The 15,016-nt window shown below is 69.9% G+C and carries 12 protein-coding genes; 8 read left to right on the forward strand and 4 right to left on the reverse strand.

The features are described from left to right. The first annotated feature begins 368 nt into the window (after positions 1–368). Together ABZ911_RS36610 and ABZ911_RS36615 are read left to right on the forward strand one after the other, a co-directional pair. Entirely contained in the window at positions 369–1,895 is a 1,527-nt protein-coding gene (locus tag ABZ911_RS36610; RefSeq protein WP_358066942.1) for a hypothetical protein, read from the forward strand. 72 nt (positions 1,896–1,967) lie between these two features. Then, positions 1,968–3,746 (forward strand): HEAT repeat domain-containing protein, encoded by a 1,779-nt coding sequence (locus ABZ911_RS36615; protein WP_358066944.1) that lies wholly within the window; start codon positions 1,968–1,970, stop codon positions 3,744–3,746. A gap of 24 nt (positions 3,747–3,770) precedes the next feature. Here ABZ911_RS36615 and ABZ911_RS36620 read toward each other — a convergent pair whose 3' ends face one another. Continuing rightward, entirely contained in the window at positions 3,771–4,316 is a 546-nt protein-coding gene (locus tag ABZ911_RS36620; RefSeq protein ID WP_358066946.1) for an EF-hand domain-containing protein, read from the reverse strand. A 298-nt stretch (positions 4,317–4,614) separates the two neighbouring features. Between ABZ911_RS36620 and ABZ911_RS36625 the strand changes: the two genes are divergently transcribed. From ABZ911_RS36625 to ABZ911_RS36645, 5 genes are read left to right on the forward strand one after another with little or no spacing between them, the layout of a single operon-like run. Continuing rightward, positions 4,615–5,142, forward strand: a complete 528-nt coding sequence (locus ABZ911_RS36625) for a hypothetical protein (RefSeq protein ID WP_358066949.1) — start codon at positions 4,615–4,617, stop codon at positions 5,140–5,142. Positions 5,143–5,174: 32 nt separating this feature from the next. Next, complete coding sequence (locus tag ABZ911_RS36630) at positions 5,175–6,083, forward strand: DUF4097 family beta strand repeat-containing protein (protein WP_358066952.1); 909 nt, start codon at positions 5,175–5,177, stop codon at positions 6,081–6,083. Between the two features lie 10 nt (positions 6,084–6,093). After that, positions 6,094–7,059 carry an ATP-binding cassette domain-containing protein gene (locus ABZ911_RS36635; protein ID WP_358066955.1) on the forward strand — a complete coding sequence of 322 codons (966 nt, stop codon included), beginning with the start codon at positions 6,094–6,096 and terminating at the stop codon, positions 7,057–7,059. Continuing rightward, positions 7,056–7,859 carry an ABC transporter permease gene (locus tag ABZ911_RS36640; RefSeq protein ID WP_358066958.1) on the forward strand — a complete coding sequence of 268 codons (804 nt, stop codon included), beginning with the start codon at positions 7,056–7,058 and terminating at the stop codon, positions 7,857–7,859. The genes ABZ911_RS36635 and ABZ911_RS36640 overlap by 4 nt, the downstream gene beginning before the upstream one ends. Then, the gene (locus tag ABZ911_RS36645) at positions 7,856–8,398 is read left to right on the forward strand and encodes a DUF1707 domain-containing protein (RefSeq protein WP_358066961.1); all 543 of its coding nucleotides are present in this window, start codon (positions 7,856–7,858) and stop codon (positions 8,396–8,398) included. The genes ABZ911_RS36640 and ABZ911_RS36645 overlap by 4 nt, the downstream gene beginning before the upstream one ends. Before the next feature lies 1 nt (position 8,399). Here the strand turns inward: ABZ911_RS36645 and ABZ911_RS36650 are convergent, their stop codons facing one another. Together ABZ911_RS36650 and ABZ911_RS36655 are read right to left on the reverse strand one after the other, a co-directional pair. After that, complete coding sequence (locus tag ABZ911_RS36650; protein WP_358066964.1) at positions 8,400–9,128, reverse strand: response regulator transcription factor; 729 nt, start codon at positions 9,126–9,128, stop codon at positions 8,400–8,402. Then, complete coding sequence (locus ABZ911_RS36655) at positions 9,125–10,300, reverse strand: sensor histidine kinase (RefSeq protein WP_358066967.1); 1,176 nt, start codon at positions 10,298–10,300, stop codon at positions 9,125–9,127. The genes ABZ911_RS36650 and ABZ911_RS36655 overlap by 4 nt, the downstream gene beginning before the upstream one ends. A gap of 363 nt (positions 10,301–10,663) precedes the next feature. Between ABZ911_RS36655 and ABZ911_RS36660 the strand changes: the two genes are divergently transcribed. Beyond that, positions 10,664–12,874 (forward strand): MMPL family transporter, encoded by a 2,211-nt coding sequence (locus tag ABZ911_RS36660; protein WP_358066973.1) that lies wholly within the window; start codon positions 10,664–10,666, stop codon positions 12,872–12,874. Positions 12,875–13,015: 141 nt separating this feature from the next. On the opposite strand, the gene ABZ911_RS36665 is transcribed toward ABZ911_RS36660, so the two are convergent. Then, entirely contained in the window at positions 13,016–14,908 is a 1,893-nt protein-coding gene (locus ABZ911_RS36665) for a CocE/NonD family hydrolase (RefSeq protein ID WP_358066976.1), read from the reverse strand. Between the last annotated feature and the right edge of the window lie 108 nt (positions 14,909–15,016).

Genomic DNA, 15,016 nt, shown 5'->3' on the forward strand with positions numbered 1-15,016 from the left:
CCTGTCGCCATCGAGAGTGACCGATCAACCCGCCACCGCGCACCCCGGATCGGTGTCTCACCCGACCCGGTGAACGTTCGTGGTCATCCCACTAGATGGGCCTGGGTCTTCGCGGAGCCCTTCGGCTCGTCGGGTGTGGAGGCCGTTTCGCTACGCTTGGCGCCATTTGATGACCCGGATGGAGTTGATTGCGCTTGTCGGCGGTCGACGATGCGGTCCTTACCGCCATACGCCGCGCTGATGCGGAGCGGCTATCAACCAGCCTTGATCCGTTGAGGTGTCCGCCGGCCATCCTGCAGCTTCTTATCAGGCATGAGGATCCACGACTGCGGGGTTTGGGCCTCGTATGCCTGGCCGAACGCCTTGATGTGAGACGAGATGAAGATCGTTCCGAGCTGGCCGGGTTCGCGGCGTCGTTGCCGGGCTCGCTGGCTGGTCCGCCGGAGGCGGCGCTGGTCTTGGCGCGCCTTTACCTCCAACTGCGAGCCTACGTCCGGCCCCGGCCCTGGCCGGAGTGGCGCGGGGAGGATCTACCGACCAGGGTCCGCATCGCCTGGCTGAGCGCCGAGATCGCTGACCGGCCGGAGACCCTGCGGGACGAGCCCGTGGGCGAACTGCTCTACCAGGCCGTCCGTGGGATCGGCGCGGCTGACGTGGACGAGCCGGAGAGTCTTGCCCGGGAGTTGTCGGACCGGCTCGATCCTGTGTTGCGGGCGGAGGCTCTGCGGGTTACTCGCGAGGCCGTACACGCCGGTTTGCTGGCACCGGCACGAGCCCGGACGCTCGTGGTGAGGCTCGCCGGATCGGTCGCCGGGGAACCCGCCTTAGACGCGGCCGACCTCGCCGCGGCAGCGCTGTGTGAGCTGTCAGAGCCCTGGGCCGCGTTGAATCCGCTGCCACCAGAGCTCCTGTACCGACTGCTCGAGACCGGGCCCGACTCGGTGGACGCGGCGATCGAAGCCGCAGCCCGGCACGGGCATCAGGACGTGCTCCGCGACGTGGCCGCCGACCGAAATCGGCTCCCGGCGCTCCGACGGCGCGCGCTGGAGCTGCTCGGGGACCTTGCGAGCCACGACGACATCCGCGACCTCGCGGGCATCGCCGCCACCGACCCGCTCTTGTTCGCCGGGCCGTTCGTCCGGTGTCTGCGCGGCCTGCACCGGCGTGGGCACTTCCCAGCAGGCGATGACGCACCAGGGATCGTGAGTCTGGCCATCGCCGACCACTCGGTCCCTGCGGGCGAGGTCGCCACCATCTTGTTCACGTGCCGGCGCGAGACGCTCCAGGAGCTGATGACGGCGGCCGTGGACGATCCGCACTGGCCACGGCGGCTGGAACTCCTGGTCGCCTTGGCTGCTCAGGGCACCGGGGATCTGCCGGTGGGGGAGAAGGTCACTGATCTGCTGCGTACCGCGCCGGATCCACGACCGTTCTTGCGAGCGATCCGCGCGCTGCGCCATACGGCCGCCGAGGAGGCCGTCATCGCCGCGCTGCCACGGTCACCGGTGGCGGCGCTGGAGGCTCTTGAAGCCGTGGGCGGAGCCTGGGCGGTCACGGCGCTGCGAGACGGGCTGAGCCTGGACGGGCCACACGGCAGAAACGCCGGCGGCACTGTGGTGTCCTACCTGCGACCGGTTCGCCACCGGGCTCTGGAAGTGCTGTGGCATCTCACCGAGGACCCCGACCGGCGGCCGCGCGGGCCTGGACCCGGACAAGCCTGTGGCCGCCCTGTGCACGCTGGCACGCAACGGCAGCTCCAGTACGGTGCCCGCCATCGCCGACCTTCTGCTGCGGGTCGTGTCCGACCTCGCGGCCTCCTGGGCGCCGGGCGCGTCCGGCGGCAGCGGCAGTGGCGAACCGACGGTGCCGCCGGAAGTCGTCGCGGCCATCGGTGACCTCGGTGGTCGCCTCCACGAATCGGCGACGCCCACCGCGACCGTCTCCTCACACTGCTGGAAGACACGGTCGTGCGGCTGTCCTCCACCGACGCGTTCGACATCGTCGCGCGGATTCGCGCGCTGCCGCCGGAGGCCGCGGGGAGCCGGTCCGCGCTTGTGCTGCTGCGCCGATGCGGCGCAGTGCTGACCCGCACCGATCTCGGGCGGGCGCTGGCCGCCGCCCGCGCGGGCGCGAACCCGTGGCTGGCCGAGCAGGAGACGCTGCGGGAGGCCTTCGGGCGTCCGCGACCGGTCACCGCCGCCGCATCGAGCGGCAGCGCAGAGGCGCCCGAGCGCCCCGCCGTACGCCGATGGCGGGAGGCCCTCGCTGCGGCCGCCCGCACACCCGACACCCTCCGGCGATTCCGCGTCGCCGACCTGCCCGTAGACGGTCTCGACTCTGACGAGGTCCCCCACGGACACGACGCCCGCGCCGGACACCCAGCGGATTCGCGCGACCGGCTCAACGCACTGATCGGCGTCTTCCCGGCGGCCGGTACGGAGGTGCGCGATGTCCTGCTGGACTGGATGATCGAGCTGCAGCCATTCGACGCGCCATCGTGGACTATCGCGGAGGACGCCCGCCGATCCGCGTCTGTACCTTGTGATCGGGACCAACCCCGCTCAGCGGTCCGGCGCGAACGCCTGCTGGAGATGCTGGACGATCCCGTGCAGGATCAACGCGAAGCCGCGGCCGGTGCCTTGCTGAGCTGGCCCGAACCCCAGTTCCGGCTCACGGTGCTGCGTGCCTTCCTCCACGGGCAGGTTGACCTGACCGTCACCGCGGATCTCGCGCATGCCCTGACCCTCATGGGCGAGACCGAACTGCGCGAGGTCGGCTCCGGCGACGACGCGGCTTGCGAACGGATTGCCCGCGTCGCCGCCCATCTGGACCCGCCGGACGTGGAACGACTCATCCCCCTGTTGTTGTCATGGTGGGAACACGGTGGACCCTCCCTTCATGCGTCAGCCGAGCGGGCGTTGCGGAAGGCGGCCCCCGACGTCCTGGCCGAGACCCTGTCCGACCGTCTCGAAGCCGGAGCCTGGGGCCTGTTCGATCTCATCTCCGGCGTTGCGCTGCTGCATACCCCCACGTTGGTACGGGCGCGCCGGCGGCTACGCGAAGAAGGACGCGACGACCTGGCCGACAAAATCGTGCTGGCGGAAGGGCCGCTACGCCCTCCCCATGCGGCCCAGCAGGACATCGCCGCCCTCTCGGCACTCCGAACCCTTGTCCCGCGAGCGGCCGCCCGGGAACAACAGCCGTCTCGGGCGGAACTGCTCCGCCTGGCCCGTACCGGCGGCCCCGAGCAGGTCCGCCGGGCGCTGACCCTGCTCGCCGCGCGTTACGACGACGCCCCCGCCCGCCTGCGCCGACACGACGCGGACCAGCCAGCGGATCGCGATCCCGAGCTCGGGGAACTACTCGCGGAATCGCTCGGCCATCCCGAGGCGAGAGTCCGGCTGCACGCCCACCGGATCTCCCGCAAGGTGATGAAGTACGAGGACTACCTGGTACAGACCTCGCTGCTGCTGGACGACCGGCAACCCGACATCGTGCGCTCGGCGGTCAAGACCTTGTGCCATGCGGCGTGGAAGCCAGCCATCCCCGCACTGGTCGACCTGCTCACGCACTCCCACCCCGCCGTCCGAAGGGCCACCTCCGACGGGCTCGTGCTCCTCGGCGCGCCGACAATCCCTGCCCTCAGGCACGCCGTCGGCAAGGCCCGCCCGGACAAACGACACCTCTACACCACCGTGCTAGAGATGATCACCGCTGACCTGGATCCCGACAACCAACCAGGGTGACCGGCTCGGCCGCGACGACCTGCGTCACCCGACGCGCGCTCCGGGGAACTCGAAGCGGCCGAACATCCAGGTACCGGGGTCGTCCGGGTTGTCTCCCACCCAGAACTGCCTCCACAGCAGGATGAACTCCTCCTTGGTCAGGTATCCGTCGTCGTCCAGGTCGAGCAGTGGGAAGGTCGCCTCGGTGTCGATCGGGAACCCGTTCCACACCTCGATGAGCCGGTGGTGCTCCTCGGTCGAGATCAGGTCGTCGCCGTTCTCGTCGATGATCTCGAACATGGCTTTGGCGGTGCCTTCGACGGAGGCGGTCATGTCGCCGAGCCGGTCGACGACCCGCAGTGTCCCCTCCAGGGAGACCTCGCCGTCGGCCTCCTCGTCGGAAGCCGCCAGCAGGGTGGCCCACCAGCCCATCATCAGCGCCTGGACCAGGCACCGGTCGGTTCCTTCCCGGTAGGAGGCCCACCGCTCGGCCAGCGCGGCGAAGTCCGATTCCTCCAGGACGCCGTTGTGGTCGGCGTCCATCATGTGGAACACGTTGGAGATCTTGTGGCGCTGGAACTCACTGGACATGACCACGCTCCGATCGTTGTCACGGACACCACAGCGGTTGCATCCGCGTCCTACAATCGATCGCCGTCACTCAGGTGTGCTATCGCCACAGAGATCCACCACCTTCCCCCACCAGTGACGTAATTGCTACTTTCTGCGACTTTCCGTCCCGGGGGCGATGGTCGCGTAGTCGAACAGCTCGCCGGCGGACGAAGCCCACCCGCAAGTCGACGTCGCCGCTCTCGTGACGCCTGTGTGGCATCACTTTCGGCATCGAATCGGGATTGCGATGATGTCATGGTGATGTCATAGTGACGTCATGGATCTCGCGCCGTATGTCGATCACCTCCGCCGCGAACTAGCCATCGCCGCCGGGGCGGGCGGCGAGGAAGCTCGCGCGCTTGCCGAGCGCCTCGCCGCGACGCTCGAGTCGGCCACCCGGCTCGCCCTGCTGGAGGCCCTGTCCGCCGCCGCGGACGAGATCACCCAGGAGCTCGCACCCGGCTCGGTCGAGGTACGCCTGCGTGGACGCGACCCCGGCTTCGTCGTGACACCACGAGCCGGACGGCCGTTCGAGGGGGAGGACGAGATCGAGCGGTACGAGCGACCGCCCGCCCTGCCACCACCCGCGGACGTCGACGAGGGCGGGACCTCCCGGATCTCGCTCCGGGTCCCCGAGCACCTCAAGCCGCGCATCGAGGAGGCGGCCGCCCGAGACGGGCTGTCGGTCAACGCCTGGCTGGTCCGCGCCGTCGCCGCGGCACTCGACTCGGGCGACGCCGGCCGCCGCGCCGCCCGGCGCGCGACCCAGCAGTCCGGTAATCGCTACAGCGGCTGGGTGCGCTGATGGCCACGCCAACTCGTAAGGAGGGGACCGCAATGCCGACCTTCGACAGCCCAGAACCGATTCTCGCCGTCATCGACGTGGCGACCGCCAATGTCCGGATCAACGCGAGTGACCGCGCCGACACCGTCGTCGAGATCCGCCCGAGCGACGGGCTCAGCGACGCCGACGTGCACGCCGCCGAGCACACCCAGGTCGAGTACGCCGACGGCAGGCTCCTGGTGCGGGCGGTCAAGGATCGGGCCACTTCGACGTCCGGTTGGGGCTTCTCGTTCGACAAGCTGGTGGAGTCGCCCGCGGACTGGGCGCGTTCGCTGCTGCTCGGCTGGGGTGGCTCGGTCGACGTGACGATCGAGCTTCCGGCGGGCTCCCGCGTCGACGCCAAGACGGCGGCGAGCTTCCGCTGCCGGGGCGCGCTCGGCGAGGTGAGCTTCACCACCTCCTACGGCGACATCCAGGTCGAGCAGGCCGGCCGGCTGCGGCTGAGCTCGGCCCATGGCGACATCTCGGTCACCCGCGCGGCCGGGCACGCCGAGGTGACCACGACCAACGGCGACATCCGCATCGGCAAGATCGACGGCACGGCGGTGGTCAAGACCTCACACGGCGAGATCCGCCTGCGCGAGGTGACCGGTGAGCTGCGGCTGAACTCCGCCCATGGCGACTGCACCGTCGATCGCGCCTTGGCCGGCGTCGTCGCCAAGACCGCCTACGGCAGCGTGCGGATCGGCGAGGTGGTGTCCGGCTCGGTCGTCATGGAGACCACCGGCGGCGGCCTGGAGCTCGGAATCCGGGAGGGCTCCGCCACGTGGCTGGATGTGAGCTCGCAGTACGGCACCGTGGACGTCTCCCTGGACCCCAGCGACGGCCCCGGTCAGTCCGACCAGGTCGTCGAGGTGCGGGCGCACACCGCCCACGGCGACATCGTCATTCATCGTTCCTAAGGAGATTCCCATGCCAGACGCGATCGTGGCCGAGGGCCTGGTCAAGAAGTACGGCGACGTGGTGGCCCTCGACGGAATGGAGCTGACCGTTCCCGAGGGCACGGTGTTCGGGCTCCTCGGCCCGAACGGAGCCGGCAAGACCACCACCGTGCGAATCTTGACCACGCTGCTGAAACCGGACGCCGGGCACGCCAAGGTGGCCGGGTTCGACGTCGTACGCGACGCGCGCCGGCTGCGCGCCCACATCGGGGTGTCCGGCCAGTACGCCGCCGTCGACGACCACCTCACCGGCGCCGAGAACCTGGAGATGGTCGGCCGCCTTTACCACCTGGGCGTCAAGCGAGCCAAGCAGCGTGCCCGCGAGCTACTGGAGCGCTTCGACCTGACGGAGGCGGGCGACCGCCCGGTGCAGGGCTACTCCGGAGGCATGCGACGCCGCCTCGACCTGGCCGGCGCGCTGGTCGTCAGCCCGCCGGTGCTGTTCCTCGACGAGCCCACGACCGGTCTCGACCCACGGGCCCGTGCAAGCCTGTGGGACGTCATCTCCGAACTCGTCACGGCGGGCACGACGGTGCTGCTCACCACCCAGTACATGGAGGAGGCCGACCGGCTCGCCGACCGCATCGGCGTGGTCGACCATGGCCACGTGATCGCGCTCGGCACCGCCGACGAGCTCAAGGACCAGGTGGGCGGCGACCGGATCGAGCTGTCGGTGACGAGCGCGGCGGACCTGGAGACCGTCAGGTGGACGCTGGCGCCGCTGGCCGTCGGGGACATGCAGTTCGACGCCACCGCCCTGCGGGCCACGATCCCGGTCACCGGCGGCGCCGCCGCGCTGACCACGGCCCTCGGCCACCTGGCCGCCGAGCGGATCACCGTACTCGATGCCGGATTACGCCGGCCGACCCTGGACGACGTGTTCCTGACCCTCACGGGACACGAGGCCGACGAGAAGATCAAGGAGACCGTGCGATGAACGCCCTGCAGATGGCACTCGCCGACGGCATGACGATCACCAAGCGCAACGCGTTGAAGATCAAGCGAGCACCCGACCTGCTCGGCGGCGTGGTCCTGCTGCCGATCGTGCTCGTACTGCTGTTCGCCTACGTCTTCGGCAGCATGATCGACCTGCCCGGCATGTCGTACACGGAATACCTGCTCCCCGGCATCTTCGTCATGACGATCACCACCAGCGCGCAGATCACCGGCTACACCCTCACACTGGACCTGCAGAAAGGCATCTTCGACCGGTTCCGCACCCTGCCGATGTCACCCTCGGCGGTGCTGACCGGCCAGACCTTCAGCGACCTGATCACGAATGTGACCAGCATCGTGACCATGGCGCTCGTCGGGCTGCTCGTCGGATGGCGCATCCACACCTCGCCGCTCGAAGCGGCCCTCGGATTCCTGGTGCTGCTGCTGTTCGCGTACGCCTTCTCCTGGGTGACGGCGACGGTCGCGCTGGCCCTGCGCACGCCCGAGGTGTTCAACAACGTGGCCACCATCGTGTCGCTTCCGCTGGTCTTCCTGTCCAACGCCTTCGTCGACAGTGCGCGCCTGCCCGGGCCACTGAAGGTGATCGCCGAATGGAGCCCGATCTCCACGCTCATCCAGGGCACGCGCGAACTGTTCGGCAACACCAGCCCGGCCATGCCCGTACCCAGCGCCTGGCCGCTGCAGCACGCGGTGCCGGCGTCGATACTGTGGTCGCTCGTGCTCCTGGTCGTGTTCGTGCCGCTCGCCACGCGGCTGTACAAGAGAGCCGTCAGCCAGTGATCCCGCGCGAACCGGCGATGGGCCTGGCACCACAGGCGCGAGTCTCCGACGACGATCGCGACAAGGCCCTCCACCTGCTGCAGGACGGCTTCGCCGACGGACGCCTCAGCGCCAGTGAGCTGGAACGGCGACTCGAACTGGCGCTCACCGCGCAGTCTCACGACGACCTGCTCGCGATGATCTCCGACCTGACGGTCGACACGGTCCACCTGACGCCCAAAAGCGGACGCATCAAGAGAGAGGGCGCCTGGCGGGTCCCGCGCCTACTACGGATCGACTCCGAATACGGCAAAGTGCGGCTCGACCTGTCCCAAGCCCTCATCCGACACCCCGAGATCGACATCGAACTCTGGCTCACGTACGGCCCCGCAGCGATCATCCTGCCCGCCGGCGCCAGCGCGAACGCCGACGGGGTGCGAACCGAATGGGGCAGCGTGACCTGCAAGGCGCCGGACCATCGACGTCCCGGCAAGCTGCACGTTCACCTCACCGGAGAGCTCACCTACGGCCGCCTGACCATCCGCAACTCGCGCACATGACTCAGCGCCCACTTGTTCCGCTGTGCCCGTCGTCGGGTGGGTCCCCGGCTGCTGTGCGGGCGGTGACCAGGCCCGATTCGTAGGCCGCGATGACCGCCTGGGCGCGGTCGCGGACGGCGAGCTTGTCGAAGATGCTGGTGATGTAGTTCTTGACCGTGGAGAGGCTGATGTCCAGGGCGCGGGAGATCCCGGTGTTGTCGAGGCCGGTGGCCATCAGACGCCACACCTCGACCTCACGGGGCGTGAGTTCATCCAGGCCGGTGGGGGCCGGCGGCGCATCGCGGGGTGCCCGTACGTATGTGGAGATCAGCCGGGTGAGCAGGCGCGGGGCGACGGCGGCCTCGCCGGCGTGGACGGTGCGGATCGCCGCGCTCAGATCCTCCGGGGAGCTGTCTTTGGGCAGGAACCCGTAGGCTCCGGCGCGCAGGGCGCCCACGACGTACTCGTCGAGGTCGAAGGTGCTGAGGGCCAGGACCCGGCAGTCGGGCACGGTGGCGGCGAGTTTCCCGGTCGCGCCGACCCCGTCGAGGACGGGCATCCGGATGTCCATCACCACGACGTCGGGGCACAGTTGGCGGGCGAGGGTGACGGCCTGCGCGCCGTTCTCGGCCTCCCCCACCACCTCGAAGGACGGGTCGGGGGAGAGGATCAGCGACAGGCCGCGCCGTACCAGCGGCTGGTCGTCCGCGATCAGCACCCTGATCGGCGGCGTCGGCATGGTCCCGGTCATCGGTGTGCCCCCTCGTGCTGGACGGCCGCCTCGGCAGCCTCGTCCGTGGTCAGCGGCAGGTCGGCCACCACGGCGAACCCCCCGTCGGCCTGTGGGCCGACGGTGAGGGTGCCGCCGTACAGGGCGACGCGCTCGCGCATGCCGATCAGGCCGTAACCGCCCGAACCCACCGCCGGTGCCCCCTCCTGCGGCGGTGTGCCACCGCCGTCGTCGCGCACCTCGATGGTGATCCGGTCCTGGTGGTACGTCAGTTGTACGGACGCGCGGGCGGCGCCCGCGTGCTTGCGGGTGTTGGTGAGGGCCTCCTGGGCGATTCTGAACACCGTGAGGCTGACGGTCGGCGGCAGCGGACGCCGCGGCCCGCGGACGCTGAACTCGGTCGGCAGTCCGGCAAGGCGGGACTCGGCCACCAGGCGGTCGAGGTCGTCGACGCCGGGCTGGGGCAGCGACGGCACGGCCTCCGGTTCGTCGCCGGCCCGCAGCACGTCGAGGAGCTGGCGCATCTCGCGCAGCGCGAGCCGCCCGGAGGACTCCAGGGTGACCAGGGCGTCCCGGACCACCTCCGGTTCGGCGAGGTTGGCCCGGGCTCCACCGGCCATCAGCTGCATGGTGGTGATGTGGTGGGCCACGATGTCGTGCAACTCCCGTGCGATACGGCGGCGTTCGTCGGCCACCGCACGGTCGGCGAGGAGTCTGCGGTTGGCCGCCACCTCCTGCTGCCAGCGGTTGACCGCCATGGCGGCGCCGACGACGATCAGGGTGGACAGGGGCGCGAAAACGGCGTCCTGCCAGGGCGGAATCCGGCCGTGGCTCTGGCTCAGCAGCGTCAGCGACACCGTCGCGACGGCCGCGAGCGCCGTCACCCGACCGGGGCAGGCCCTGGCGACCGAGTACAGGGCGACCAGCAGCACGGCACCGAAGTGGCTGGGCAGCGGCACGGTCAGGGCGGCCGTCGCATCGAGTACCAGGACGGCGGCGAGCGCCGCCACCGGGTGGCGGCGCCGGGCGAGCAGCGGCATGGCCGCCAGCGCGACGAGGAGGAACCCGGCCACGCTCACGGCGTATTGGCCGTCGGGGTCGTCGAAGAACACGTAGCTGAGCAGGTTCATCGCGCAGGCCCCGCCGGTCACCAGTGCGTCGTTACGGGTCCACGGCGGCTCGGTGTGGTCCATGTGCAGCGACTCCTGGGCATCGCTTGGCCCGGTATGTCGGCTCCTGAGCATGTTTGTCCCCCTGTGTCCGGCCTCCCGGCCTCCTGAAAGGGTTGCACAGTAGCCGCGGTGGGCAGCACCGGCGGCGGCAGTTCGCGGCCCCTAACCCGGACCAGGACCCGGATCGGGACCAGGACCAGGACGACCCCGATCGGGATCAGGACCAGGACCAGGGGCCTGGTCGAGGGCCGGGGGAGGACCCAGGGCCCCGGATCCGGATCATCCGCTGCCATGACGCTTGCCGTACCTCGGAGTGATGGTCTGGATACCGGCCGGGAGTCCCCGGCAGACGTCCGCAGTCAATACCGTCCGCCGGAGGACATCGTGATCCGCGCCCTGACCGGATACTCCACCAGACACCCGTGGAAGGTCATCGCCCTCTGGGCGGTGCTGGGTGTCGTGCTGAGCGCCCTGACCCCGACACTGATCGCCCGCGTCACCCAGAACCAGACCGGGGACTTCCTGCCCCGCAGCTATGACTCGGCCGCCGCGCTGCACATCGCCCAGGAGCAGTTCGGGGTGAACCCCGACGCCACCACCGTGACGGTGCTGGTCGCCCGGTCCGACGGCAAGGCCCTCAGCTCCGCCGACCAGAAGCGAGTCGAGGCCGAGGCGGCGAAGCTGGCCAAGCGCCGGGTGATCATGCCGAGGGAAGACGACGGCCCGCAGTTCCTGGTCCCGGACCGCTCCCAGACGCCCCGGATCGCCCCGGCGATGACGGCGCCCGACCGGAGTTTCGAGCTGCTCTCCGTCGAGCTGATCGGGAATCGCATGGACAAGGGGGTCCAGGGCGTCTACCGGACCTTCCGGGACGCCGCCCGGACGCAGTTCTCCGAGGCGGGGATGCGCACTGGTTTCACCGGGGATCTCGCCGACACCGTCGACACCACCGATGCCCACGAGACCGCCGCGAAGGTCGGGGGCGCCCTCATCATGGGGCTCATCATCCTGCTCAACGTGCTGGCGTTCCGCAGTGCGCTGGCGGCCCTGCTGCCGCTGCTCGCGGTCGCCATGATCGGCTCCGTGGCGACGGGAGCCGTCGCGGGCGGCGCGATGCTCACCGGGCGCAAGCTCGACGCGGGTATCACGGGGATGATCAACGTGGTCCTGCTCGGCATCGGCATCGACTACCTGCTGTTCCTGCTGTTCCGCTTCCGCGAGCAACTGCGCAACCGGCCCGAGCAGTCCGCACGCGAGGCGGCCGAGCAGGTCTCCGGCCGGGTGGGCACCGCGATCACCTCGGCGGCGCTGACCATCGTGGCCGCGTTCGCCACGCTGGGCGTGGCGACCTTCGGGCAGTTCCGCTCGATGGGCCCCGCGATCGCCGTCGCGGTCCTGGTGACGCTGCTCGGCAGCCTCACCCTGCTGCCGGCGCTGCTCGCGGCAGCCGGACGCAAGATGTTCTGGCCATCCCGGACCCTTGGCCACGAGCCGCGCGAGGGCCGTGCCGCCCGCTTCGGAACGCTGGTCACGCGACGACCGCTGACGATGCTGATCGGCTCCGTCGCCCTGCTCGCCGCGCTGGCCGCCGGGCTGATCGGCATCAGCATGGACTACGGCCGGGGCGGCTCCGATGCCCGTACCCCTGCCGCGGCCACCGCGGCCGAGATCTCCCGTACGCTGCCGGCCGGCGTGTCGGACCCGACGAGCGTCTTCGTCACCGCCACCGACGGCGGCACCCTCACCGCCGACCGGCTCGACGGCCTCTCCCGTGCGCTCACCCAGGTCAAGGGCGTGGGCCAGGTCGCACGGACCGTCCTGAACAAGGACCACCGCGCCGCCCGGATCGACCTGTACCCGACCGCGGACCCGCAGAGCCAGCAGGCCCGCGACCTGGCCTCCGGACCGATCCGGGCCGCGGTCGCCCAGCACACGCCCGCCGGGACGACGGCACACGTGGGCGGGACGGCGGCGATCTTCGCCGACATCTCGACCGCCGTCGACCACGACCTGAAGATCGTGTTCCCGGTCGCGGCCGGGCTGATCGCGCTGATCCTCCTGCTGCTCCTGCGCAGCCTGCTCGCACCGGTGGTCCTGATGCTCTCCGTCGGGCTCGGCTTCGCCGCGACCCTCGGCGCCGCCACGCTGCTGTTCCAGCACGCCCTCGGCAACCCGGGCGTCGGCTACACCCTCCCGCTGGTGCTGTTCCTGTTCGTCGTGGCACTCGGCACCGACTACAACATCCTCATCACCGACCGGATCCGGGAGGAGATGCGGCAACCGGGCCCCGCCCGCGCCGCCGTGGCCCGCGCGGTACGGCACACGACACCGGCCATCGCGACGGCCGGCCTGGTGCTGGCCGCCTCCTTCGCCACCCTCGCCACGACCCCGGGCAACGAGCAGATCGCCTTCGCGATGACGCTCGGGATCATGCTCTCCGCACTCGTCCTTTCGCTGGTGCTGGTCCCCGCCCTTGCCGCACTCCTCGGCAGGGCCATGTGGTGGCCGCTCCGCCCACGGCCCACCAAGGACGGCCACCCGCAGCACCGTACGACCGCACCTGCCCCGGAACCCGACCGGGTCACGGCGTACTGAGCTTGGAGCGGAGTGCCTCAGGGGTGCATGAGCGCGGTGACAGCGGCGCGCACCCGGTCGTCCGGGAGGGCTGCCTGGGCCCTCACACATACGGTCGTGGCCAACGGCGGCCGCGACCGTACGCGTAGATCGATCTTGCTCTTACTTGATGGATGTGCCGTTGACCAGCGGCAGCGAAATCGACGTGCCGGCCAGGTCGACGGTGACCTTGGCCCCGGTGCCGGGTTCGACGTCGGTCCCGGAGCCGGTGCCGGTCTCATCGAGGTTGGTGTCGTCGTTGGCTCCGGTCAGCACCAGGCCGAGCCGGTGTCCTGCCTTGAACTCGTAGTCCTGCGGCAGCATCTTCCAGGTGATCTGGTAGGACTTGCCCGGCGTCAGCGGTGTCTGGCGGCTCAGGGACTTGTGGTTCTGGGCGTCCAGGATTCCTCGGGTGACCACGTTGAGGCCGGAGGTCGCCGTGTTGTCGGCGGCCCTGAGGTAGCAGCCGTCGTCGTCGGCCGTGCTCTGGCCGACGCAGTCTTCGCCGCCGATGATCTTGAGGCCTTCCGCGGACGTAGCGCCGCGTTCGCGGTAGTTGATGCGGGTGTCCTGGCCGTAGTCGACGAGCAGGACGCCCAGGTTGGCGGTCGGCTTGTCCAGCTTGACCTTCAGGCTCACCGACGGTGTTCCGGACAGCCGCATCGCGTTCTTCAGCGGCGGAGTCAGGAAGGCCAGCCGGTTGGGATTGGTGGCGCCGGGGTCGGTGGCCATCGCGATCTCGGTCTGGGCGGTGTCGAGGTAGCTGCCGGTTCCGGTCGAGGGCTTGCGGTCCAGTGAGCCGTCCTGCTGCGGCCGCAGGGTCGTCGTCCCCGTCCGCGCCGGCCAGTCGGCCTGGGTGATCCACCGGTCCGGGCCGAGCTGCACATCGACGCGTGGCTGGCGCAGGATGTCGTTGGAGACGCCCATCAGTTCGTGGTCGAACCACTGGTGCAGGGTGTTGAGCCACACCTCGCGGCGGGCCCAGAACGGGTCGAGGTGCCCGTACTGCGTCACCCACGTCTTGCGCTGCACATTGCGGGGCAGCTTGGCCCACCACTCGGAGTACTGGCTGCCCACCACGTTCCGGTCCTGCATGCCCATCACCGAGAAGACGCTGGCGCGGATGTTGCGCGCCTTCGAGATCGGCCCGGTCCGGTAGTTGCGCTCGTGCCAGTAGGCGTTGTAGTTGCCGGTGGCGTCATCCGCGCCCTCGCTCAGGCGCTGGTGCACCGCCGCGCATTTCTCGTCCGGATCAAGGTCGACCCGCTTGGCCTGCCATTCCTGTAGGCCCTTGAACCAGGTGAGGGTGCCGTTCGCGCGCGCCGTCTCGTATCCGCTGGTGTAGCCCGCGATGTTCACGATCGTCTCCAGCCCCTGCACACCGGTGCCGGCGACGCCGGCGCCGAGCGCTCCCTCAAAGGAGTGGCCGATCATTCCGGTACGGCCGGTGGTCCAGGAGGCTTTGACCGGATCGCCCTTGTCGTCGTAGGCGGTCGCCCGGCCGTTCAGCCAGTCGACGACCGCCTTGCCGCCCAGCACGTCGGAGGCGCCGTAGGTGGTCGGGCAGCCCTCCGACAGCCTGGTGCCGATCATGTCGACGGACACGAACGCGTACCCGCGCGGCACGAAGTAGTTGTCGTAATACATCGGGAACTTCGTCACGTTCCCGTTCGCGTCGTATTTCTTGCGCTCATTCTCGAAGCCGACGCCCGGTTCGTCGTAGTACGGGCTTTCTTGCATGATCACCGGGACCTTGAGCCCGGAACCGCTCTCTTTCGGCCGGATGATGTCCACCCGGACCAGATCCTTCTTGCCGTCGCCGTCACTGTCGACCGACGACTGCACCCGGACGTGCTCACGGATGGCGTCCTTGTAGGAGAAGACCGGCTGCGTCACCCCACCGGAGACTTCGATCTTCGGCTTCTCCGCCGCGGACGCGGCGGGAGGACCGGCGACCACGAGCGGGATCGCGAGTGTGACTGCGGCGAGGAACCCTCGCCGTTGCGAGTTGGACATGTGCACCCCTTCTGGGCTGGTTGTTGCCATCAATGGCGGCATGGTGAGTTTTGGCTTGTCAGTACAGGTCTGCTGGCCAGATCGGCGGCGGCCGGCGGAGCACGCGGA

The organism is Nonomuraea sp. NPDC046570 (genome assembly GCF_040645915.1).
Lineage (GTDB): Bacteria > Actinomycetota > Actinomycetes > Streptosporangiales > Streptosporangiaceae > Nonomuraea.